The sequence below is a fragment of the Mumia sp. ZJ1417 genome (assembly GCF_014127285.1).
Classification (GTDB): Bacteria; Actinomycetota; Actinomycetes; order Propionibacteriales; family Nocardioidaceae; genus Mumia.
This window is the reverse complement of the sequence record NZ_CP059901.1, coordinates 899788-921270: the sequence shown is the minus strand read 5'-3', so window position 1 is coordinate 921270 and position 21483 is coordinate 899788. Positions and strand designations below refer to the sequence as shown.

Below are 21483 nucleotides of genomic sequence, written 5' to 3'. Positions count from 1 at the left end.
AGAGTCGGCGCCCATGACACAGACGCCGGGTACGCGGTCGTGGTGGGGCTGGGGCATGCAGGAGGAGGCGCTCGACGCCCGCGAGACCGAGGCGCTGGTCCGGCGGATCGCGCGCCTTCTCCCTGACGCCGACCCCACCCCGCACCTCGCGCCCACGCTCACGGCCGACGACCTGCCGGCGATCAGGGTCGAGCCACCTGCCTCGCTCAGCGCCTTGTGCAGCACCGACACGGTCGACCGCGCGGCGCACACCCACGGCAAGGCGTTCCGTGACGTCGTGCGCAACCTGCGCGGCGACCTCGCCCACGCGCCCGACCTCGTTGTACGCCCACACACCGAGCGCGACGTCGTCGACGTGCTCGACTGGGCCTCGTCCGCGAACGTCGCGGTCATTCCGTACGGCGGCGGCACCTCGGTCGTCGGCGGCGTCGAGCCGCGTCTCGACGGCGACTACGCCGGAGCGGTGTCGCTCGACGTGACCGCGATGGACCAGGTCCTCGAGGTCGACCGCACCAGTCGCGCGGCGCGGATCCAGGCGGGCGTCCTCGGACCGCATCTCGAGGACCAGCTGCGCCCGTACGGCCTCACGCTGAGGCACTTCCCGCAGTCGTTCGCGTTCTCGACGCTGGGCGGCTGGCTCGCGACGAGGGCGGGCGGGCACTTCGCCACGCTCGCCACCCACATCGACGACCTGACGGAGTCGATGCGTGTCGTCTCCCCGTACGGGGTGGGCGAGTCGCGTCGCCTCCCCGGCTCGGGCGCCGGCCCGTCCCCCGACCGGATGTTCCTCGGGTCGGAGGGGACGCTCGGCGTGATCACCGAGGCCTGGATGCGGCTCCAGGACCGGCCTCGCTGGCGCGCCGGAGCGTCGGTGCACTTCGCGGACTGGGACGGTGCCGTCGACGCGACACGTGCCGTTGCCCAGTCCGGGCTCCACCCGGCGAATTGCCGTCTCCTCGATGCCGGCGAGGCGTTCCTCAACGCCGGTGCAGCGGTCGGCGGCGGCGTGCTCGTGCTCGGCTTCGAGTCGGCCGACCATCCTGTCGACGCCGCCCTCGCACGGGCGGTCGAGCTGTGCCTCGACCACGGCGGGACGCTGCCCGAGGATGCGGACCGCGGCGCCGACACGGCGCGGGACGCCGCGGCGTCCACGTGGCGCTCGTCGTTCCTCCGCATGCCGTACCAGCGCGACGCCCTGGCCCAGCGCTCGGTCATCGCCGAGACGTTCGAAACGGCGACGACGTGGGACCGCTTCCCCGCGCTGCACGCCGCGATCACGGCCGCGGCGACCGAGGCGATCCGCGAGGTCTGCGGCATCGGTGTCGTCACCTGCCGGTTCACCCACGTCTATCCCGACGGCCCGGCTCCGTACTACGGCGTCTACGCACCCGGCCGCTGGGCGAGCATCGTCGAGCAGTGGGACGCCATCAAGACCGCGGTGTCTGAGGCGATCCTTGGCAACGGCGGCACGATCACGCACCACCACGCGGTCGGTCGCGACCACAGGCCGTACGCCGCGCAGCAGCGCCCTGCGCCGTTCGCCGCCGCGCTCACCGCCGCCAAGGACACCCTCGATCCGGCCGGGATCCTCAACCCGGGCGTGCTGCTCTGAGCCGTGCCCGCGTCAGCGCTTCGACCACGCGAGCAGATCATCGAGCGGCCAGGTGTCGACGACGCGCTCGGCCGTGACGCCCGCGGCCTCGGCCCGCGCGCACGCCAACCCCTGCCACGCCAGCTGCCCCGGCGCATGGGCGTCGGTGTCGATCGAGAACAGGCATCCGCGTTCGAGTGCCACCTCGATCAGCCGGCTCGGGGGGTCACGGCGCTCGGGTCGGCTGTTGATCTCGACCGCCGTGTCGAACTGCTTGCACGCCTCGAAGACCATCTCCGCGTGGAACGCCGACTCAGGCCGCGTTCCTCGGCCGCCCTCGACCAGCCGCCCGGTGACATGGCCGAGCACGTCCGTGTGCGGGTTGGCGACGGCGGCGACCATCCGGCGCGTCATCGTGTCGGCCTCGTCGCGCAGGCGCGAGTGGATGCTCGCCACCACCACGTCGAGCCGCTCGAGAAGCTCAGGCTCCTGGTCGAGGCTTCCGTCGTCGAGGATGTCGACCTCGATGCCGGTGAGGATCCGAAAGGGTGCGAGCTCGTCGTTGAGAGCAGCAACCACGTCGAGCTGCTCACGCAGGCGATCCGGCGACAGCCCCCGTGCGACGGTCAACCGCGGCGAGTGGTCGGTCAGCGCGCAGTACTCGTGGCCGAGCGACTTGGCAGTCCTCATCATCTCGTCGATCGAGGCCCCGCCGTCGGACCAGGTGGAGTGCGTGTGGAGGTCGCCACGCAGCGCCTGCCGCAGCGGTGTGTCGTCGCCGGGGATCGGTGCGGCGTCCGTACGGAGCCTGGCGAGGGTGTCGGGGACCTTCCCGGCCCGGGCCTGCGCGATCACCGCTGAAGTCTTGGCCCCGATCCCGCTGAGCTCCGTCCAGGTGTCGCGTGCAGCCAGCCGGTCGAGGTCGGCGTCCCCGAGATCGTCATAGACGTCGGCCGCCTTCCGGTACGCCATGGGCCGGCGGGGCTCGGCCCGGGCGCGTTCGAGGAGGTACGCGATCTCACGGAGGGCAGCCGACGGCCCGGGGGCCGGGGCATTCATCCCGGCCTCCGGGCCGTCCGCGTGCCTGCGTCGCGCGGGGACGGGTCAGATCCGCATCTGGTAGGTGAGGCAGTCTGCCTTGTCCTTGCCGGGTCCGACCCGGATCGCGTCGGCGGTGCACTCAAGCTCGGAGTTGTGGACACAGTCCGAACGGTGGCACGCACCGACGCGCGCCACCACCTTGGCGAGGCCACCGCTGGGCCCCAGGTCGATGAAGGTGCCGCACGCGGCGTCGTTGGTCGAGCCGGCGATCGTGATCGCTCCGGCGTGGCATGCGTGCTCGTGGTTGTACGAACAGCCGGCGACTACGCACTCGCCGACCTCGGGAAGTTCCGTGACGGTCATGCCCTACCCCCTGTGCGATGGCCTAGAACCTCAGGCTAGAGCGCCGGTCCCGGCATTAGGCAAGACTCAGCGGGGCCAGGGTAAGGCAAGGCTCTCCGTGCCTGGGCATCCCCCGAGCAAGCCGCTGGGTCCGGTGCCGTCCCTCCCGAACACCGGACCCAGCGGGTCTGGCGGGCGCCGATCGCGCAATCCCTCCCAGTCACACGACCGGCACCCGGTCTCAGCGCTCAGAACTGGATCGGACCTGCCTTGAGCGACATCTGGTTGCCGCTGCCCGAGAGCAGCTGCGTGAGGAGGAAGTCGCGCCCACTCGTGGGACCGACCTTGAACCCGCAGCCCTGGAAGCCGGGGATCGTGAACTCGCCGACAAGGTTCGCCGGCTCGGTCAGCGAGAACGGCTCGGTCGACCGGAGCGTGGTCGTGACCTCGCCGGTACGGCAGCCGCTGCGCACGATGTTCAGGAACGGCAGGAGATCGGACGACACCCGCGGGACCTCGAGGCGGAACGCCACGTCGACGACGACGATGCCATCGTTGCCGACGGTCGCCGCGGCCTTGCGGGTCTGCACGATCTTGACCGTCGAGGTCGTGTCACCGAGGCCGGGGATACCCAGCAGACGGATGTGGGCGTCGATCGTCGGGATGGACAGGTCGCCGACCACCGAGATCGGCGGTCCGAAGTCGAAGTCACCGGTCAGCTTGGCGCCTTCGGGGATCTCGAGCGTGGCGTTCTGCTTGGCCACCGTGGTCGTGCCGCTGATCGGCAAGGTGACCGGGACGGCGCTGGCTGGTGCCGCTGTGGCGACCAGGCTCCCGATCATCAGTGCGCCGACAGCCGACGCTGCGCCGATTGACGGCAACCTGGCGAGTCGTGTGCGAATGGACATGGGTCTCCCTCACGGTCGGACGGCGCACCCACGGCGATGATCCTCCGGGGGCAGGAGCCGTACCTGTGTTGTGGCTCACGACACTACTCACAGGTAACCTAGCCCTGCAACCATCGGTTACACTGCGCAACTACCTGTCTGTGACGTCGATCCGGAGACCCTCGCCGCCCTCAGACGACGAGACGCTCGCGCAGCCCGTCGATGACCACGGCCTCCGCTCCAGCGTCGTAAAGCCAGCCCGCCGTCCCTCCGGGATGGCTGTCCCAGACGTCGAGGACGGCGTCGATCGCGTCCTGCGGGATCGCGAGGTACGAGGTGGGCGCGGGCCGTGCCGGATCGATCGGCGCCGACATGTGGAGGCGACGCAGCACCGCGTCCATCGAAGCCCCGGTGGCCAGGTAGTCCTTGACGACCGCGTCGCGCGACACCCCGGCCGTACGGAGGATCATCGCGACCGCGACACCCGTACGGTCCTTGCCCGCCGCGCAGTGCAGGAGGGTCGGGCCGTCGTGGGCGGCGACCTCACGGGCGACTTCGACCAGCTCGGCACGCGCGATCTCGAGCATGCCGAGATAAAGCGCCTGCAGACCACCGGTCGCCATCCGCGCGACGACCTCCGGGTTGGCCGACTGCGGGCCGTCGGGGCGCAGCGCCTCGAGCAGCGAGATCCGGCGCACCGTCGCGCCCGCTCCCGCCAGCGGGTGGCGAGGTCCGGCCTCGGCGCTCGAGCGAAGGTCGAGGACCAGGCTCGGCGGCCAGTGCACCCCGTCCGGGCCGCGGTCGTCGGCGCTGGGCATCGCGCTGCGCAGCAGCACCCCGTGGGTGGTCGTGGCACCGTCCTCGGTCGGGAGTCCGCCGAGGTCGCGAAGGTTGGGGACCGTCTCAGGCATCGGTCACCACCGGGAGGACCTCCTCGCCCAGCAGCGCGACGTGCTCGAGGTCGGCCAGATCGAGCACCTGCAGGTAGATCCGCTGCGAACCCTGCGCGGCGTACTCGGCGATCCGCTCGGCCACCTGGGCCGGCGTCCCGCAGAGGCCGTTCTCGGCGAGCTCGTCGACCTCGCGACCGATCGCGGCCGCCCGGTGAGCAATCTCGGCGTCGTCGCGACCGCAGCAGACGACGAGCGCGCTGGAGTACGTGAGCTCCTCGGGGTCGCGCCCGATCTCCTCGCACGCGGCGCGCACCCGGTCGTACTTCGCACGGTGCTCGGTGACAGGGGTGAACGGCAGGTTGAACTCCTGCGCGAAGCGCGCCGCGAGCGCCGGGGTCCTCCGTGCGCCCTGACCACCGATGAGGACCGGCGGGCGGGGTGACTGCACGGGCTTGGGCAGCGCCGGGGAGTCGGTCAGGGTGTAGTGCTTGCCCCCGTACGAGAAGAGCTCGCCGACCGGCGCCTCCCACAGGCCGGTGACGACCTCGAGCTGCTCCTCGAGGCGGTCGAAGCGCTCCCCCGTCGCGGGGAACGGGATCCCGTACGCCTCGTGCTCGGCAGCGAACCAGCCGGCGCCGAGGCCCAGCTCGACGCGACCGCCGCTCATCTGGTCGACCTGGGCGACCTGGATCGCGAGCACACCCGGATGGCGGAACGTCGCCGACGTCATCAGCGTCCCGAGCCGGATGCGGGACGTGTCGCGGGCGAGCGCCGCGAGCGTCGTCCAGGCATCGGTCGGACCAGGCAGTCCTTCGGCATTCATCGCGAGGTAGTGGTCGGACCGGAAGAACGCTCCGAAAGCGTGCTCCTCGGCAGCGACCGCGACGGCGAGAAGATCGTCGTACGTGGCACCCTGTTGTGGCTCGGTGAAGATGCGCAGCTCCATGATGACCACTCTGCCACGCACCGCTGAGGCGCCCCTGAACCACTGAGATGGCGAGGCGCATCGAGGCCTGGTAGAGGAGGACCGCGATGCACTAGGGTTGGGCGACCGCGCCTGGAATCCTTCCAGTTTCCGGGTGCGCCCCCACCCCCGGACGACTGCTGCCACCCCGCCTGCCGGCAGCCGTCGAGAGAGAAGTCATATCAACGTGCGCACAGTCACGAAGCTCGTTGCGGCAGTCGGACTGGCCCTGGTGCCCGCCCTCCTCGTCGCCCCCGCGAGCCACGCCACCGGCAACCACAACAAGGTCTGCTCCGGCCTCGACTCCGGCAAGAAGGACGTCCAAGGCAGCAAGAAGTCGCTCACCTTCACCGCCCCCGACGGCAAGCTCATCGACGGTTACTGCGTGAAGGCTGGTTCGACGCAGCAGGGCAACGGCCCCGTCTACATCGCGGTCGACCCGGCCAAGGCGTCCATCACCATCGAGCACCCGTCCGGCAAGGACATCAGCCACTACTCCGTCTCCTACGCGACGGACGGTGAGCCCTGCGTCGGCACCAGCACCAAGACCGGCGGCGGCCACAAGCCCAAGCCGGACCCGTGCGAGCCCACAGCGACGGCGACCTACACCCCGCCGACCTCGTCGCCCACGAGCCCGCCGACCGAGACCACGCCTCCCACCACCGAGCCGACGACGCCTCCGACCACGGAGCCGCCGACGGAGACCACTCCTCCCACCGAGCCGCCGACGGAGACCACTCCGCCGAGCCCGACCGAGAGCGTCGCGTCTGAGACCGAGACGGCACCGCCGGCCGACGGTGGCGGTGACGACGACGAGGACCAGGGCGTCGCGGGCAGCGACGAGAACGCGCCGACCGCGGTCGACGCCGGCCTGGTCGGCAACACCACCAACACGTCCACGACATCGATCGCCACGATCGTCGGTCTGACGGGAGGAGCGCTCCTCCTCGCGTCGGCAGTCATGATGTGGATGCGCAAGCGCGGTGACCACCGAGCCTGATCTCGTCACCGTCCGCCGTGAGGCGCGTGCCCGTCGCCGGGCACGCGCCCGCGTGCGTGCGGCCATCGGAGCCGTCGTGGGTGTCGTCGGTGTGGCCTGTGTCGCGTGGGCGATCATGGGCGCACCGGCGCCTGCGACGGCTCCGAGCTCGGCGAGCGTGACACCCACGCCGCAGGTGACGACACCGACCGAAGCGGCGGGCGGCACCGTCGCCCTCCCCAAGGGACGCGCGCGTCCACGACTCGTCGTCATCCCCGCGCTCGGCGTCAAGGCCCCCGTCGAGCCGATGCCGGTGATCGACGGTGTGCTCACTCCCCCGAGTCCCGCGACGACGGTCGGATGGTGGGACCGCAGCGCCCGACCCGGATCGTCACGGGGCACGGTCGTCGTCGCAGGGCACAAGGTCCAGGCAGGTGGCGGCGCCTTCGACACGCTCGGCACCCTGAACCCCGGCGATCGCGCGACCCTGCGGACGATGCGTGGCCGCGTCCACTACGTCGTGAAGCGGGTCGTCACGTACGACCGCGCGACGCTCGCGCAGAAGTCGAAGAGCATCTTCCGCCAGGGCGGCAGGCCTCGCCTCATCCTCATCACGTGCGAGGACTGGGACGGGCAGGCGTACCGCTCAAACACCGTCGTCTACGCCACGCCCGTCAGCTGACGACGCGGCGGTCGTCCTGGGCAGCCGCGCGCGCCTCGGGGCTCGCTCAGAGCGTGGCGACGTACCCCAAGAGATCGTGGCGCGTCAGCACGCCCACCGGGTCGCCGTCCTCGTGGACGACCACGGCATCCGCGTTCCCGAGCGCGGCGACAGCCTCCTCCACGGGCTCACCGGCGCCGATGCTCGGCAGCGAGGGCGCCATGTGCTCCTCGACGGTGTCGGCGAGCGACGCCTCGCCGTGGAAGAGCTTGTCGAGCAGGTCGCGCTCGCTCACCGCACCCGCGACCTCCGCAGCGCGCACGGGCGGCTCGGCCCGCAGCACCGGCATCTGCGAGACGCCGTACTCGCGGAGGATCTTCACCGCCTCGGCGACGGACTCGTGGGGGTGGGTGTGGACGAGGTCAGGGAGACGCCCCTCCTTGCCGCGGAGCAGGTCGCCGACCGTCTGCTCGCCGCGCGGCGGAGTGAGGAAGCCGTAGCGGGCGAGCCACTCGTCGTCAAAGACCTTCGTGAGATAGCCGCGTCCACCGTCGGGCAGCAGCACGACGATGACGGCGTCGGGGTCGTCGATCTCCTGCGCGAGGCGGACTGCCGCGGCCGCGGCCATGCCGGCGGAGCCGCCGACGAGCATCGCCTCCTCGCGTGCGAGGCGCCGCGTCATCGCGAACGAGTCCGTGTCGCTGACCTCGATGATCCGGTCGCAGACGTCACGGTCGTACGTGTCGGGCCAGAAGTCCTCGCCGACGCCCTCGACCAGGTACGGCCGCCCCGTGCCGCCGGAGTAGACCGAGCCATGCGGGTCGGCGCCGACGATCTGGACACGTCCCTCGCTGACCTCCTTGAGGTAGCGACCGGTGCCCGAGATCGTGCCGCCGGTGCCGATGCCGGCCACGAAGTGCGTGATGCGGCCGTCGGTCTGCTGCCAGATCTCCGGGCCCGTCGTCTCGTAGTGGGCACGCGGGTTGTTCACGTTCGCGTACTGGTTGGGCTTCCAGGCACCGTCGATCTCGCGCACCAGACGGTCGGAGACCTCGTAGTAGGAGTCGGGGTGCTCCGGCGGGACCGCGGTCGGGCACACGACGACCTCTGCCCCGTACGCCTTGAGGACGTTCCGCTTGTCCTCACTGACCTTGTCCGGGCACACGAAGACGCAGTGGTAGCCCTTCTCCTGGGCGACCATCGCGAGCCCGACACCAGTGTTGCCGCTGGTCGGCTCGACGATGGTGCCACCCGGCTTCAGCTCGCCGGACTCCTCGGCGGCCTCGACCATCCGGGTGGCGATGCGGTCCTTCACGCTCCCCCCGGGATTGAGGTACTCGACCTTGGCGAGCACCAACGGCGAGGCGCCGTCCGTCACTCGGCGAAGGCGTACGAGCGGAGTGTCTCCGACGAGATCAAGCAGCGCGTTAGCGTAGTCCACACTCGCAGTCTAGAGAGCGACCAAGGATGGTGGTGGGGCGGCAATGACTCGGGCACGTGCAGCACGCAGGCTCGCGACGGCGGCGCTCTTCGGCGGGGGCGGGCTCGGCCTGCTCGGCGGCGGAGCGGTCGGGCTCCTCAAGCTGCAGGCGGGGCGCGCGCGCAACAAGATCGGCGTGAGCGACGACCGGCCGCCTACGCCCGACGGGGTGTACGGCGCGGAGCTGCCGGGCGAGCCGATCCGCTTCGTCATGCTCGGCGACTCCACCGGCGTCGGGTACGGCATGCTGCGGGCCGAGGACACGCCGCCCGCACTGTTCGGCGAAGGGCTCTCGCAGATCGCAGGGCGTCCCGTCGAGGTCTCCAGCCGCGCGATCGTCGGTGCGGTGTCGACCGACCTCGCCGCGCAGATCGCGCTCGTGCTGCCGTCCCACCCGCAGGTCGCCGCGCTCGTCATCGGCGCCAACGACGTCACGCACGTGAAGAACGTCTCCGGAGCCGTCGCCGCGCTCGGCGAGGCCGTCCGCACGCTGCGCGAGAACGGCTGCGAGGTCGTCGTCGGGACCTGCCCCGACCTCGGTACCGTACGCCCACTCCCCCAGCCGCTGCGGATGCTCGCCCGAACGATCAGCCGACGCCTCGCCGCCGCGCAGGTGATCAGCGTCGTCGAGGCCGGAGGGCGGGCGGTCTCACTGAGCAACCTGCTCCAGCGCGACTTCTGGACCGCCCCCTCGGAGCTGTTCGGCGACGACAAGTTCCACCCGTCGGCCGCGGGCTACGCGAGCATGGTCGCCGCGATGCTGCCGTCGGTGGCGGTCGCAGTGGGCGCCTGGGACGACGACGAGGAGTCGGCCGCGTTCCCGGAGGGCATCGTCCTGCCGGTCTCGTTCGCGGCCGCAGAGGCGGTTGACACGGGCGGCACCGAGGTCTCGCGCTCCGAGGTCGCCGGAGCCGCCCGAGGCCCGCGCGGACGCTGGGCCGCCCTCCGCGTCCGCCGCTGACGCCCGCGGGTCACTTTCTGCGGGCGCCGGGTCGCTCTCTGCGCTTCCCGGGTCACTCCGCCGTACGGTGACCGCATGATCCTGAACCGTGCAACGCTCGACGGGATCGTCGCCGGACGCGTCGACCGGGCGTACCGGCGATGGGCTCGACCCCGCGTACGGCCCGGCACCCGGATGCGCACGGCCGTGGGCGTCCTCGCAGTCGAGGAGGTCGTACGGGTGGACCCGACGACGCTCGGCGACGCCGAGGCACGATGTGCGGGTCTGGCCGACGCCGACGCGCTTCGGCGCGCTCTCGCACGTCGCACGGACGGCGACGTCTATCTCGTACGACTCCGGTACGACGGCGCGGACCCGCGTGTGGCGCTCCGTGAGGACGACGCGATGTCAGCAGAGGTCCGTGCCGACCTCGACCGGCGGCTCGCGCGGATGGACGCCTCCGCCGACGCGCCCTGGACCCGGCGCGCGCTCACGATCATCAAGGAGCAGCCGGCCGTTGTGTCGACCGAGCTCGCCGCCGGTCTCGGCATGGAACGGATGCACTTCAAGCGGCGGGTCCGGCGACTCAAGGAGCTCGGCCTGACCGAGAGCCTCGAGGTCGGCTACCGGCTCTCGCCACGGGGCGCTGCGTACCTCCGCAGAGAGTGACCCGGGGAGCGCAGAGAGTGACCCGGGGAGCGCAGAGAGGGACCCGGGAACGGAGACGGGCGCCCCGACGTCCACCCAGCCGCGAGGCCGAGAACGTCGAGACGCCCGTCTCGAGGGGGCGGCCCGGATCTAGTTGTCGCCGCGCAGGATCGCGAGAATACGCAAGATCTCGATGTAGAGCCAGATCAGCGTGACGGTGAGTCCGAAGGCGGCGCGCCAGGACTCGCGCTCGGGCAGCCCCTCGCGCACACCGGTCTCGACGTAGTCGAAGTCGAGGATGAGGCACAGCACACCCAGGACGACCGCGATGCAGCTGACGATCAGGCCGAGCATCGAGAAGTCACGCAGACCGAAGTCGGCGCCGAAGAAGCTCAGCACGAAGTTGAGCAGCACGACGGCCATGAAGCCGAACAGCGCCGCCGTCACGCCGCGGCGGAACTTGTCGGTGACCTGGATGTTGAAGAAGCGGTAGACGAACAACGTGCCGGCGAACGCGGCGATCGTGCCGAGCACGGCCTGCGCGACGATGCCGGAATCACCGACGTAGGAGGCGACGACCTTGGAGAGGGCACCGACGAAGACGCCCTCGACGACCGCGTACGCGAGAACCAGCGCCGGGCTGATGATCTTCTTGAAGGAGTTCACCAAGGCCAGCACGAAGCCGATGATCGCGCCGCCGGTCGCGAACGCGAACGCCGTGTTGAGCGCCGACTGGTCGACGGTGACGTCGCCGAGGTAGAACCAGACCAGCGCGGCGGAGACCGCGGTGAGCCCGATCGTCAGCGCGGTCTTCTGGACGACCGAGTCGACGGTCATCCGGTCGACGACGGCCGTGTCGTACGGGCCCTGGCCGCCACCGTCACCGGCGTCGCCGGGCGCCCCGACCTGCCAGGTGCTCGGATCGGAGTATCCAGTCTGGCTGGCGCGTCCGTTGAACTCGTCACTGCGGGAGAAGACGGGGTTGTGGCTCTTCATCAATCCTCCGTACGGGGGGCGGGCTCCGACCTGAGCCCGTCCTTTGGCCAAACCCTACCGGAGCACCCCGCCCCCACCGCCAGCCTCGGCGAGTCGGATGGTTTTACGTTCACTTTCTTCCCGCCGTACGTCTTCCCACCGTGCGAGTCATCGCCGGCTCCTCCGGTATCCGGAGCGTAACTTTGTTGGACAGGGTGATTACAGGTCGGTTACAGGCGTTCCGTACGGCGGCACCTGTACGGCACGATCAACACAGCCTCCGCGCGCCGACCAGGGGGCGATCACGTTGGGAGACAGATAGTGAAGATTGCTCAACTGGCCGCGGGTCTGACCGCCGCGGCTCTGGTGCTGACGGGCTGCGGAGGCGGGGACGACGAAGGCGACGGTGAGACTACCGTCCGGCTGAGCATCGAGCAGGATGTCGACACGCTCCTGCCGATGGACTCCAACGTCAACGACAACATCAGCGTGCTCGACGTCGTCTACGACGGGCTCGTCCGCTACGACCCCAAGACGACGAAGCCCTACAACTACGTCGCGGAGGACGTCAGCACCACCGACAACACGGTGTGGACGATCAAGATCAAGGACGGCTTCGAGTTCCAGAACGGCGAGCCCGTCGACGCCGCAGCGTTCGCCCGCGCATGGAACTACGCCGCGTACGGGCCGAACGCGATGGGCAACAACTACTTCTTCGAGCGCTTCACCGGCTACGACGAGATGCAGGGCGAGTACGAGGAGGACGACGAGGGCAACGTCACCGTCACGACGGAGCCGACTGCCAAGGAGCTCACCGGCGTCAAGGTCGTCGATCCTCAGACCCTCGAGATCACCCTCAACGGCCCGTTCGCCGGCTTCTCCACGATGCTCGGCTACACCGGCTTCTTCCCGGTGGCGCAGGAGTGCATCGACGACGTCGATGCGTGCGCCGTCAAGCCGATCGGCAACGGTCCGTTCAAGGTCGAGGAGTGGGAGCAGGGCCAGCGCCTCACCGCCGCGAAGTGGAGCGACTACAAGGGTGAAGAGACGCCCGACTTCGACCGCATCGAGTGGACCGAGTACTCCGGCGACTCCGACTGGGCCGACTTCGAGGCCGGCGACGTCGACGCCACGGGCGACGTCCCGCCGGCGGAGTGGGAGCGTGCGACGAGCGACCCCGACCTCTCCTCACGGATGATCGAGGGCCCGGGCGCGGCACTGTCGTACCTCGGCTTCCCGATGTATCTCGGCAAGCCCTTCGACGACGTCGAGTTCCGCAAGGCGATCTCGCTGGCGATCGACCGCAAGACCATCGTCGACAAGGTCGTCCCCGGCCAGTACGTCGCCGCCGACAGCTGGGTCATCCCCGACGGTGTCCCGGGTGGCGTCGCCGGGACCTGCGAGTTCTGCACGTTCGACCCGGCCGCGGCCAAGGCGGCGCTGGCGAAGGCCGGCGGCTGGCCCAAGGGCAAGAAGCTCACGATCCACCTCGGCGAGGACGAGACGCAGGAGGCGATCTTCAAGGCCGTCGGCGACTCGATCCAGCTCAACCTCGGCATCCCGTACGTGCTGGACCCGACGCCGGACTTCTTCGACCGCCGCTCGGCTCGCGACTTCGACGGCATCATGCGCAGCAACTGGTTCCCGGACTACCCGCTCAACGAGAACTACCTCGCGCCCGTCTACGCCAGCGGAGACGCCAAGAAGGGCAACGAGAACTTCGGCTACTACAACGCCGAGTTCGAGAAGCTCATCAAGGAGGGTGACGCGGCGCCGGACCTCGAGGCGGCTGTCTCGAAGTACCAGGAGGCCGAGAAGGTCATCGCGACCGACCTGGCCGGCGTCCCGGTCATGTTCGCCCAGAACGTGATGTTCTACAGCGACCGTCTCGACGACGTGGTGCTCGACCCGTTCAGCGGGGAGATCAAGCTGCGTCTGCTCAAGGTGAGCTGACGTCGGTCCGGTGGCCGGCGCCCGTGGGGCGTCGGCCGCCGGCCGCACCATGTCGCCGTACGGCCGCACCGGTCGTACGGCCTCGAGACGGAGGGAGATGAACGCGGGTTGGGTCGATACATCACGCGTCGTGTGCTGCAGGGTGTCCTCACCCTGTTCCTCGTGATCCTGCTGCTGCACCTGCTCACGACGCTCGCCATCCAGCTGAACGGCAACCCAGCGCAGGCGTTCTTCGGTGACCGCCCGCCGAGCCCGTCGCAGCTGGCCGCGGTCGAGAAGCGCTACGGCCTCGACGACTCCTGCTACGACCAGCTCGGCAGCCCCTGCCTCGGGCCGTTCGTCGACCGCCTGGGGGCGTACGCGTCCGGCGACTTCGGCGAGAGCCTTCGCGGCCGCGAGGTCACCGACATCGTCAGCGCCGCCGCCCCCAACACCCTGCGCCTGTTCGCGGTGGTGGCCGTGACGTGGGCGCTGATCGGCATGACCCTCGGCTCGATCGCGGCGCGTCGCCGCGGCAAGCCGTCGGACCAGGGCATCCGCGGGCTGTCCGTCCTCATCGACGCGCTGCCGATCTTCGTGCTGCTGCTGATCTACAAGTACGTCTTCTCCGTCCCGCTGAGCAAATGGGCCAAAGAGACGTTCGGCAGCGACAGCCTCCCTGCGCTGCTGTTCAAGCCGTCGTTCTCCCTCGACCACCCGTGGGCGACGCTGATCGTCCCTGGCATCCTGCTCGGGCTCGCGGGCTCGGCGGCGTTCATCCGGCTGGTCCGCGCAGCGCAGCTGGAGAGCTACAACGCCGACCACGTGCGCGCGGCCCGCTCCAAGGGGTTGTCCGAGCGGCACGTCGCGGTCCACCACGTGGTCCGCAACTCCTCGATCCCGGTCGCCACCGCGGTCGGCATCATCTTCACCGAGGCGCTCGCCGGTGCGGTAATCACCGAGGGGATGATGAACATCTACGGGATGGGCGGCGTGCTCTGGAAGGCCGTCCAGGACAGTGACGTGTCGGTCGTGATCGGCATCGTCACGCTCCTCGCGGTGGTGACCGTCGTCGTGATGATCGTCGTCGACGTCGTCTATGCCGCACTCGACCCGAGGATCCGCTATGACTGACCCCAGCGTCTCCGCGCTGATCGCGGAGGAGACCGAGGGCGGCGCACCCAACCGCTCCTTCTGGTCGGACGCCTTCCGTACGTTGCGCCGCCGCCCCACGGTCATCGCGGCCACGGCGGTCGCACTGTTCTTCCTGGTCGTGGCTGTCTTTCCGTGGCTGTTCACCGACAAGGACCCGCAGCGCTGCGACATCGCCGATTCGCGCATCCCGCCGCAGTGGTTCGGCGGGGACCACCCCTTCGGCACGAACGTGCACGGCTGCGACGTGCTCGCGGAGCTCGTCTACGGCTCCCGCCCGTCGCTGCTGCTCGCCTTCATCGTCGTGGGGGTTTCGGTGCTCATCGGCATCGTGCTCGGCACCCTGTCGGGCTACTACCTCGGCATCGTCGACGCCGTGATCTCGCGGACGGTCGAGGTATTCCTCGTCGTCCCGCTGCTGCTCGCCGCGCTGCTGCTCCTGTCGCTGTTCCGTACGGTCGATCTCGGCGACGGGCTGCTCGCCACCATCATCCAACCGGCGATCGTGCTCACGATGTTCGGCTGGATGGGCTACACCCGGTACGTACGGGCGAGCGTCCTCGAGACGAAGAACCTCGACTACGTCACGGCCGCGCGGGTGCTCGGCGCCTCCGACCTGCGCATCATGTTCCGCCATATCCTCCCCAACGCGATCGGCACGGTGACCGCGCTCGTCCCGACCGCCATCGCGGCGGTGGTCGGGACAGAAGCCGTGCTGGCGTTCCTCGGCATCGGCGTACGCCCGCCCGCCGTGAGCTGGGGGATCATGATCACGGAGGGCTCGGAGTGGTTCACGGGTGGCTCGCAGTATTTGCTCCTCTTCCCGCTCGGATGTCTGCTGGCCACGGTGCTCGCCTTCGTGGTGATCGGCGACAACCTCCGCGACGCCCTCGATCCGAAGCTGAGGTGACCCGGTCGTGACCGAACAGACCACTCCCCTCCTCGAGGTCGAGGACCTCGCCATCGAGTTCGCGACGCCGGACGGTGTCGTACGCGCGGTCGACGGACTCTCGTACTCCGTCAGCGCCGGGAGGACGCTCGCGATCGTGGGCGAGTCCGGCAGCGGCAAGAGCGTGAGCTCGCTCGCGGTGATGGGCCTGCTGCAGATACCTCCGGCACGGATCGTCCGCGGTTCCATCCGCTTCAAGGGCGAAAACCTGCTGGCACTCGGCCCCAAGCAGCACCGGGCCTTCTGCGGGGCGCACGTCGCGATGGTCTTCCAGGACGCGCTCGCCGCGCTCAACCCGGTCCACACCGTCGGGTGGCAGCTGACGGAGGCGCTGCGCGCGCGTCAGAAGCTGTCGCGCCGCGATGCCGACAAGCGTGCGATCGAGCTGCTGGACATGGTCAAGGTCCCGAATGCCAAGCAGCGGATCAAGGACTACCCGCACCAGTTCTCCGGCGGCATGCGCCAGCGGGTGATGATCGCCTCCGCGCTCGCGATGGATCCCGAGGTCCTGATCGCCGACGAGCCCACGACGGCGCTCGACGTGACCGTGCAGGCCCAGATCATGACGCTGCTGAGCGAGATCCAGGCTGAGCGCGACATGGGCCTGGTCCTCATCACCCACGACATGGGCGTGGTCGCGAACGTCGCCGACGACGTCACCGTGATGTACGCGGGCCGCGCGGTCGAGCAGGCCTCCGTCTTCGACGTGTTCTCCTCCGCCGCGCACCCGTACACGCGGGCGCTGCTGCGCTCCATCCCCCGGCTCGACCAGAAGGGTGGGGGGCTGGAGGTCATCCCGGGACGCCCGCCGGACCCGACCGCGGTTCCTGCCGGGTGCGCGTTCCACCCGCGATGCGGGTACGCCGAGGACGTCTGCCGGAGCGACCCGCCGCCCCCGCAGCACGCGCTGCGCTACGACCGGACGAGCGCGTGCCACTTCGCGGAGCGCGTCATGCAGCAAGGAGGTGAGCGATGACGGACACGGACGTGGTCCTCGAGGTGCGTGATCTCGCGAAGTCGTACCCGGTGCGCCGTGGCATCGTCCTCAAGCGCGAGGTCGGTACGGTGAAGGCCGTCGACGGCGTGTCGTTGACGCTGCACCGGGGCAAGACCCTCGGCCTGGTCGGCGAGTCCGGCTCGGGCAAGTCGACTCTCGCCAAGCTGCTCGTCGGGGTCGAGAAGCCGACCCGTGGCCAGATCCTCGTCGACGGCGTCGACGTGTCCGACCTCGGGCGTGCCGCCCGCCGGCGGCTGCGCGGCACCATCCAGATGGTGTTCCAGGACCCGTACACGTCGCTGAACCCGCGGATGTCGGTCGGCGAGATCGTCGGCGAGGCGTTCGCGATCCACCCGGAGGCGACCCCGGACGGCGGTCGCGACAAGGCGGTCCGCGAGCTCCTCGACCGGGTCGGGCTCAACCCCGACCACGTGCACCGCTATCCGCACCAGTTCTCCGGCGGCCAGCGACAGCGCATCGGCATCGCCCGCGCGCTCGCCGTACGGCCGCGCATCCTCATCTGCGACGAGCCGGTCTCGGCGCTCGACGTGTCGATCCAGGGGCAGGTCATCAACCTCCTGGAGGAGCTCCAGGACGACCTCGGTCTGTCGTACCTGTTCATCGCGCACGACCTGTCGGTGGTCCGCCACATCGCCGACGAGGTCGCCGTGATGTATCTCGGGCGGATGGTCGAGACCGGGCGCGACGCCGAGGTGTACGAGCACACGGGCCACCCGTACACGCGTGCGCTCATGTCGGCCGTGCCCGTGCCTGACCCGACGCTGCGCGACCGCCGCGAGATCGTGCTCGAAGGTGACATGCCCTCGCCCAGTGACCCTCCGTCCGGCTGCCACTTCCACACCCGCTGCTGGCTCGCCCCCACACTCGCGGACCCCGCCTCGGACGAGGTCCGTGCCGACGGTGCACACATCCCCTCCGTGTGCCGTCACGACAGCCCCAAGCTCGCACCCCAGGAGTCCCCCGATCATCTCGCCGCTTGCCACTTCGCTCTCGACACTGCCCGCCGGTGACACCGTGACCACGCGACGTCCCGAGGTCCTCGTCGTCCAGAACTCCCCCACGAGCGGAGGCGGGCGTCTCCCCGACTGGCTCGAAGCCGAGGGCGTCTCGCCGAACCGCATCGCCGGCGAGGATCTCGCGCCGACGCTCACCGGTGTCGACGGGATCGTCCTGCTCGGTGGCGGGTTCATGCCCGACGACGACGAGCGCTCGCCGTGGCTCGCCCAGGAGCGGCGGCTGGTCGTCCAGGCGCTCCAGGCCGAGGTGCCGCTGCTCGGGATCTGCCTCGGCGCGCAGCTCCTCGCGATCTGCGCCGGCGGCGAGGTGACCGAGAAGTCGGGTGAGACCGAGCGCGGCTCGTGCGGCGTGACGCTGCTCCCGGCGGCCGCCGACGACGCCGTGTTCGCCGAGCTTGCGGCGTACGGTGAGCTGCGCATGATCCAGAACCACGAGGACAGCGTCACCGCGCTGCCGCCGGGCGCGGACCTCCTCGCGACCAGCGACGAGTGCAGGGTCGAGGCGTTCAGGGTGGGCATGTCGGCGTGGGGCGTGCAGTTCCACCCGGAGGTCGGCGCCGAGCGGCTGCGGTCGTGGGACGAGGCCGCGCTGCAGGCAGACGGGTACGACCGCGCGGCGCTCATCGCGGGAGCCGAGGCCGACGCGTCGCGCAACGAAGAGCAGTCGCGGGCACTGATCGCCGCGTTCGCCCGCGTCGTCCACGAGTCGGCCGCGCGTGCGGACGCGGACGAGGCAGCGGCCGAGCCGGCGAACGGCGACGAGCCCGACGGGACGGAGGGCTGATGTCGGCGCGCGGCACGTACAGCGACGGCGTCCCCGTCATCGCGTACCAGGTGGCCACCGCTGCGGGCGAGGTGCTCGCGGCGCGGGGGGCCTCGACCCCGTTCTACGCGGCCAGCACGATCAAGGTCGCTCCCCTCGTCGCGGCGCTGCGGATGGTCGAGGCCGGGACGCTCACGCTCGACGACACGCTCGTCAGCCGAGACACCTTCGAGAGTCAGGTTCCGGAGGCTCCCGACTACCGGCTGGTCCCCGACGACGTCGACCACGGCATGCCTCCGGCTGGCGCGCCGATGCCGCTCCGCGACGCGCTCGAGCGGATGATCGTCGTCTCCTCGAACGAGGCCACGAACATCATCGTCGAGTGCGTCGGCCTCGACGCCATCGCGCAGGTCCTGTCCGACGCGGGCGCCCACGACAGCCGGATGTTCCGGCAGTTCGGCGACCAGGCGGCCGCCGAGACGTACGGGAAGAGCAACGTCGTGACCGCTGCGGACCTGGCGACGCTGATGGGCACACTCGTCGCCGGGAAGCTCGCCGGACCGTGGGCGACCACGTACATGACCGACCTCCTGGCCCGCCAGACCGATCCGCTCGTCGCGGCCCACGCGCCGTCGGACCTGCCATGGGGAAGCAAGGGCGGGTCCGTCGACGCGATCCGGCACGACGTGGCGTACCTGGGCGCGCCAGGCCCCGACGCGATCGTGATGGCGGTGTGCACACGCGGCTATCCCGAGGAGGACGCGGACGAGGCGATCAAGGCGCTCGGCAACCTTGCGATCACGCTCGCCGGCCGCGCGCGGCGCTGACACGTCTGCTGACGCGCGGGCTCAGCGCCACAGGCGGAGCTTGTCAGGGTTGCGCACCGCCCACGCGTGCACGACCCGGCCGTCACGGACGTCGACGGCCATGACCGTCACCAGCATGTCGCCATCCCAGACGAGCACCCCGGGCCGACCGTTGACCTCGTCCTCGGTGAAGACCAGGCTCGGCGCCTTGACGAGGACGTCGGCAAAGAAGCGAGCGACCGCCGCCGCACCGTCGATCGGCTCGAGCGCCGCGGCGACCTTGCCCCCGCCGTCGGCGATCACGGTCGCCTCGGGATCGAGGACGCCGAGGAGTCCGTCCAGGTCGCCCGTCTCCCAGGCGCGCCGGAACGCCGCCACCACCTCGGCCTCGGCGGAGGCGGCCCCGGCGGCCGCTAGCGACGCCTCCGCGCCCTCGGCGTCGCGGACCCGCCGGCGCGCGGACGACGCCAGCTGTCGGCAGGCGGCCGGGCTGCGACCGAGGGCGGCGGCGATCTCGTCGAACGGGAACGCGAAGACATCCTTGAGGACGAACGCCACACGCTCGGCCGGAGTCATGGTCTCGAGGACGATGAGGAACGCCATGCCGACCGTCTCGTCCGACGTGACACGCTCGGCGGGGTCGGTCGAGCCGGACGCCTGGCTCGACCAGCGCGCCGGGCTCGGCACCGGCTCCGGGAGCCACTCGCCGACGTACTTCTCGCGGCGCGCGCGGGCCGACCCGAGCACATCGAGGCAGACGCGGCTCGCGACACGGACGAGCCAGCCGGTCGGGCGTGCGATCGCGCCGCGCTCAGCAGGGCTGAGGGCGTACCAGCGGGCGTACGTCTCCTGCACGGCGTCCTCGGCCTCCGCGAAGGAGCCGAGCATCCGGTAGGTCACGTCGAGAAGCACGCCACGGGCCCCGGCGGGCTCGAGATCCGCGAGCGTCTCGTGCTGGGCGAGAGTCATGCCTTCGATCCTGCCTCGAAGCACTGACACGCGTCATTTCTCGGACGACCTCACATTCCAGCGCGCTGCGTCGTCATCACAGAGAGACCATCGAGAACGATGAAGGAGTCACCGATGACCGACTACGCCGCACTCCAGGATCAGCTGGACGGGCCGCTCCGCGCCCGGGGCGAGGACGACTACACCGCAGGCGCGACGGCATTCAACCTCACGATCCAGCACAGCCCCGACGTCGTCGTCCGTGCCACGAACGAGAACGACGTCGTCGAGACCGTCCGGTTCGCCCGGGCGGCCGGCGTCCCCGTACACCTGCACACGACGGGCCACGGCGCCCACGCCTCGTACGACACGGGGATCCTGCTCGACCTCGGCGCACTGAGCTCCGTGACCGTCGACCCGCAGGCCCGTACGGCCACGATCGGCGGTGGCACCCGGTGGGCGCCGGTCGTGACCGCCGCTGCCGAGCACGGCCTCGCTCCGGTCACCGGCTCCTCGACCAACGTCGGAGTCGTCGGGTTCCTCCTCGGCGGCGGGCTCAGCCCGCTCGCGCGCAGCCACGGCTTCGCCTCCGACCGCCTCGTGTCCGCACGCGTCGTCACCGGCGCGGGCGAGGTCGTCGACGCCTCCGACGCGGGTGACGCCGAGCTCCTGTGGGCGCTGCGCGGCGGCAAGACCGGCCTCGGTGTGGTCACCGAGATCACTGTCTCGCTGGTCCCGATGCCGGGTTTGTACGCTGGGACCCTGTTCTTCGACCTGGCCGAGAGCACGGATCCGTACACGCGCTGGTTGGAGTGGACGAAGACGGCGCCGGCCGACGTCACGACGAGCGGCATGATCATCCGCTTCCCCGACCTGGACTTCATCCCGGACCCGATGCGCGGTCGACACCTGCTCGCGCTGCACGTCGCGTACCCGGGAACGGCCGACGAGGGCGAGCAGCTCACCAAGCCGCTGCGCGAGCTGGGCACCGTCTACCTCGACGACCTCGGGCCGCTGGCGCTCGCCGACGTCGCGCGGATCACCAACGACCCGACGGAGCCCGGCCCCGGATTCGTACGCGGGACGACCTTGACCCACGTCGACGCCGACCTCGCCGAGGCGGTGCTCGCCCTCGTCGGACCCGGCGCGGAGCTGCCGATCATGGGACTCGAGGTGCGGCACCTCGGCGGCGCGATGCGCGACGAGAAGGACGACACGACGGCGGCCGGCTACCGCGACTTCGACTACACGCTGTCGATGCTCGGTGCTCCCGACCCGACGCTGTTCCCCGAGGTCCTGCCGGGCGTGTTCGCGCAGCTCGAGGACGCGCTCGCCCCGTGGCGTTCAGAGCACCTGACACCCAACTGGATGTCGGACCCGCGCGACCCCGGCCAGGCGGCGCGCACCTGGCCGCAGGCGACGCGGGAGAGGCTCACCGCGGTGCGTCAGGCGCATGACCCGGACGGTGTCTTCGCCCCCCGCTGACGTCTGCGCGTCG

The 21483-nt window shown here is 70.5% G+C and carries 21 protein-coding genes; 13 read left to right on the top strand and 8 right to left on the bottom strand.

Going from position 1 to position 21483, the window contains the following annotated elements; all coding sequences use genetic code 11:
• Positions 1–13: 13 nt before the first annotated feature.
• Positions 14–1612 (top strand): FAD-binding oxidoreductase, encoded by a 1599-nt coding sequence (locus tag H4N58_RS04395; protein ID WP_167248892.1) that lies wholly within the window; start codon positions 14–16, stop codon positions 1610–1612.
• 12 nt (positions 1613–1624) lie between these two features.
• Here H4N58_RS04395 and H4N58_RS04390 read toward each other — a convergent pair whose 3' ends face one another.
• The 5 genes from H4N58_RS04390 to H4N58_RS04370 form a co-directional block, all read right to left on the bottom strand.
• Positions 1625–2650 carry a PHP domain-containing protein gene (locus tag H4N58_RS04390; RefSeq protein ID WP_167001771.1) on the bottom strand — a complete coding sequence of 342 codons (1026 nt, stop codon included), beginning with the start codon at positions 2648–2650 and terminating at the stop codon, positions 1625–1627.
• A gap of 45 nt (positions 2651–2695) precedes the next feature.
• Positions 2696–2995, bottom strand: a complete 300-nt coding sequence (locus H4N58_RS04385) for a DUF1540 domain-containing protein (protein ID WP_167001770.1) — start codon at positions 2993–2995, stop codon at positions 2696–2698.
• A gap of 227 nt (positions 2996–3222) precedes the next feature.
• Entirely contained in the window at positions 3223–3882 is a 660-nt protein-coding gene (locus tag H4N58_RS04380) for a hypothetical protein (protein WP_167248894.1), read from the bottom strand.
• Positions 3883–4052: 170 nt separating this feature from the next.
• On the bottom strand, positions 4053–4772 hold the full coding sequence (locus tag H4N58_RS04375; protein WP_167001766.1) for a tyrosine-protein phosphatase: 720 nt from the start codon (positions 4770–4772) through the stop codon (positions 4053–4055).
• Positions 4765–5700, bottom strand: coding sequence for an LLM class F420-dependent oxidoreductase (locus H4N58_RS04370; RefSeq protein WP_167001764.1), 936 nt, complete (start codon positions 5698–5700; stop codon positions 4765–4767). Before H4N58_RS04370 ends, H4N58_RS04375 begins: the two co-directional genes overlap by 8 nt.
• Before the next feature lie 205 nt (positions 5701–5905).
• On the opposite strand from H4N58_RS04370, the gene H4N58_RS04365 reads away from it, so the two are divergent.
• A complete protein-coding gene (locus H4N58_RS04365) occupies positions 5906–6718 on the top strand; it encodes a hypothetical protein (protein WP_167248896.1) in 813 nt (270 codons plus the stop codon).
• On the top strand, positions 6702–7379 hold the full coding sequence (locus tag H4N58_RS04360) for a class F sortase (RefSeq protein ID WP_167001762.1): 678 nt from the start codon (positions 6702–6704) through the stop codon (positions 7377–7379). Before H4N58_RS04365 ends, H4N58_RS04360 begins: the two co-directional genes overlap by 17 nt.
• 46 nt (positions 7380–7425) lie before the next feature.
• Here H4N58_RS04360 and H4N58_RS04355 read toward each other — a convergent pair whose 3' ends face one another.
• Entirely contained in the window at positions 7426–8799 is a 1374-nt protein-coding gene (locus H4N58_RS04355; protein ID WP_167001760.1) for a cystathionine beta-synthase, read from the bottom strand.
• A 43-nt stretch (positions 8800–8842) separates the two neighbouring features.
• Here H4N58_RS04355 and H4N58_RS04350 point away from each other — a divergent pair, with 43 nt between their 5' ends.
• Positions 8843–9799: an SGNH/GDSL hydrolase family protein gene (locus tag H4N58_RS04350; RefSeq protein ID WP_167248898.1), complete on the top strand. Its 957-nt coding sequence runs from the start codon at positions 8843–8845 to the stop codon at positions 9797–9799.
• 75 nt (positions 9800–9874) lie between these two features.
• A complete protein-coding gene (locus tag H4N58_RS04345) occupies positions 9875–10447 on the top strand; it encodes a hypothetical protein (RefSeq protein WP_167001756.1) in 573 nt (190 codons plus the stop codon).
• Between the two features lie 129 nt (positions 10448–10576).
• On the opposite strand, the gene H4N58_RS04340 is transcribed toward H4N58_RS04345, so the two are convergent.
• Positions 10577–11422, bottom strand: coding sequence for a Bax inhibitor-1/YccA family protein (locus H4N58_RS04340; RefSeq protein ID WP_167001754.1), 846 nt, complete (start codon positions 11420–11422; stop codon positions 10577–10579).
• A gap of 300 nt (positions 11423–11722) precedes the next feature.
• Between H4N58_RS04340 and H4N58_RS04335 the strand changes: the two genes are divergently transcribed.
• The 7 genes from H4N58_RS04335 to H4N58_RS04305 all read left to right on the top strand — a co-directional run bounded on the left by H4N58_RS04335 (position 11723) and on the right by H4N58_RS04305 (position 19058).
• Positions 11723–13354: an ABC transporter substrate-binding protein gene (locus tag H4N58_RS04335; protein ID WP_167248900.1), complete on the top strand. Its 1632-nt coding sequence runs from the start codon at positions 11723–11725 to the stop codon at positions 13352–13354.
• Positions 13355–13462: 108 nt separating this feature from the next.
• Positions 13463–14467, top strand: a complete 1005-nt coding sequence (locus H4N58_RS04330) for an ABC transporter permease (RefSeq protein WP_167248902.1) — start codon at positions 13463–13465, stop codon at positions 14465–14467.
• Complete coding sequence (locus tag H4N58_RS04325) at positions 14460–15395, top strand: ABC transporter permease (RefSeq protein WP_167001748.1); 936 nt, start codon at positions 14460–14462, stop codon at positions 15393–15395. Before H4N58_RS04330 ends, H4N58_RS04325 begins: the two co-directional genes overlap by 8 nt.
• 7 nt (positions 15396–15402) lie before the next feature.
• Positions 15403–16410, top strand: a complete 1008-nt coding sequence (locus tag H4N58_RS04320; RefSeq protein WP_167001746.1) for an ABC transporter ATP-binding protein — start codon at positions 15403–15405, stop codon at positions 16408–16410.
• Complete coding sequence (locus H4N58_RS04315) at positions 16407–17462, top strand: ABC transporter ATP-binding protein (protein ID WP_167001744.1); 1056 nt, start codon at positions 16407–16409, stop codon at positions 17460–17462. The genes H4N58_RS04320 and H4N58_RS04315 overlap by 4 nt, the downstream gene beginning before the upstream one ends.
• 4 nt (positions 17463–17466) lie before the next feature.
• On the top strand, positions 17467–18252 hold the full coding sequence (locus tag H4N58_RS04310) for a type 1 glutamine amidotransferase (RefSeq protein WP_167001743.1): 786 nt from the start codon (positions 17467–17469) through the stop codon (positions 18250–18252).
• On the top strand, positions 18252–19058 hold the full coding sequence (locus H4N58_RS04305; RefSeq protein WP_167001741.1) for a serine hydrolase: 807 nt from the start codon (positions 18252–18254) through the stop codon (positions 19056–19058). The genes H4N58_RS04310 and H4N58_RS04305 overlap by 1 nt, the downstream gene beginning before the upstream one ends.
• A 21-nt stretch (positions 19059–19079) precedes the next feature.
• On the opposite strand, the gene sigJ is transcribed toward H4N58_RS04305, so the two are convergent.
• Positions 19080–20006, bottom strand: coding sequence for an RNA polymerase sigma factor SigJ (gene sigJ, locus H4N58_RS04300; RefSeq protein WP_167001739.1), 927 nt, complete (start codon positions 20004–20006; stop codon positions 19080–19082).
• A 114-nt stretch (positions 20007–20120) separates the two neighbouring features.
• On the opposite strand from sigJ, the gene H4N58_RS04295 reads away from it, so the two are divergent.
• Entirely contained in the window at positions 20121–21470 is a 1350-nt protein-coding gene (locus tag H4N58_RS04295) for an FAD-binding oxidoreductase (RefSeq protein ID WP_167248904.1), read from the top strand.
• The last annotated feature ends 13 nt before the right edge of the window (positions 21471–21483 follow it).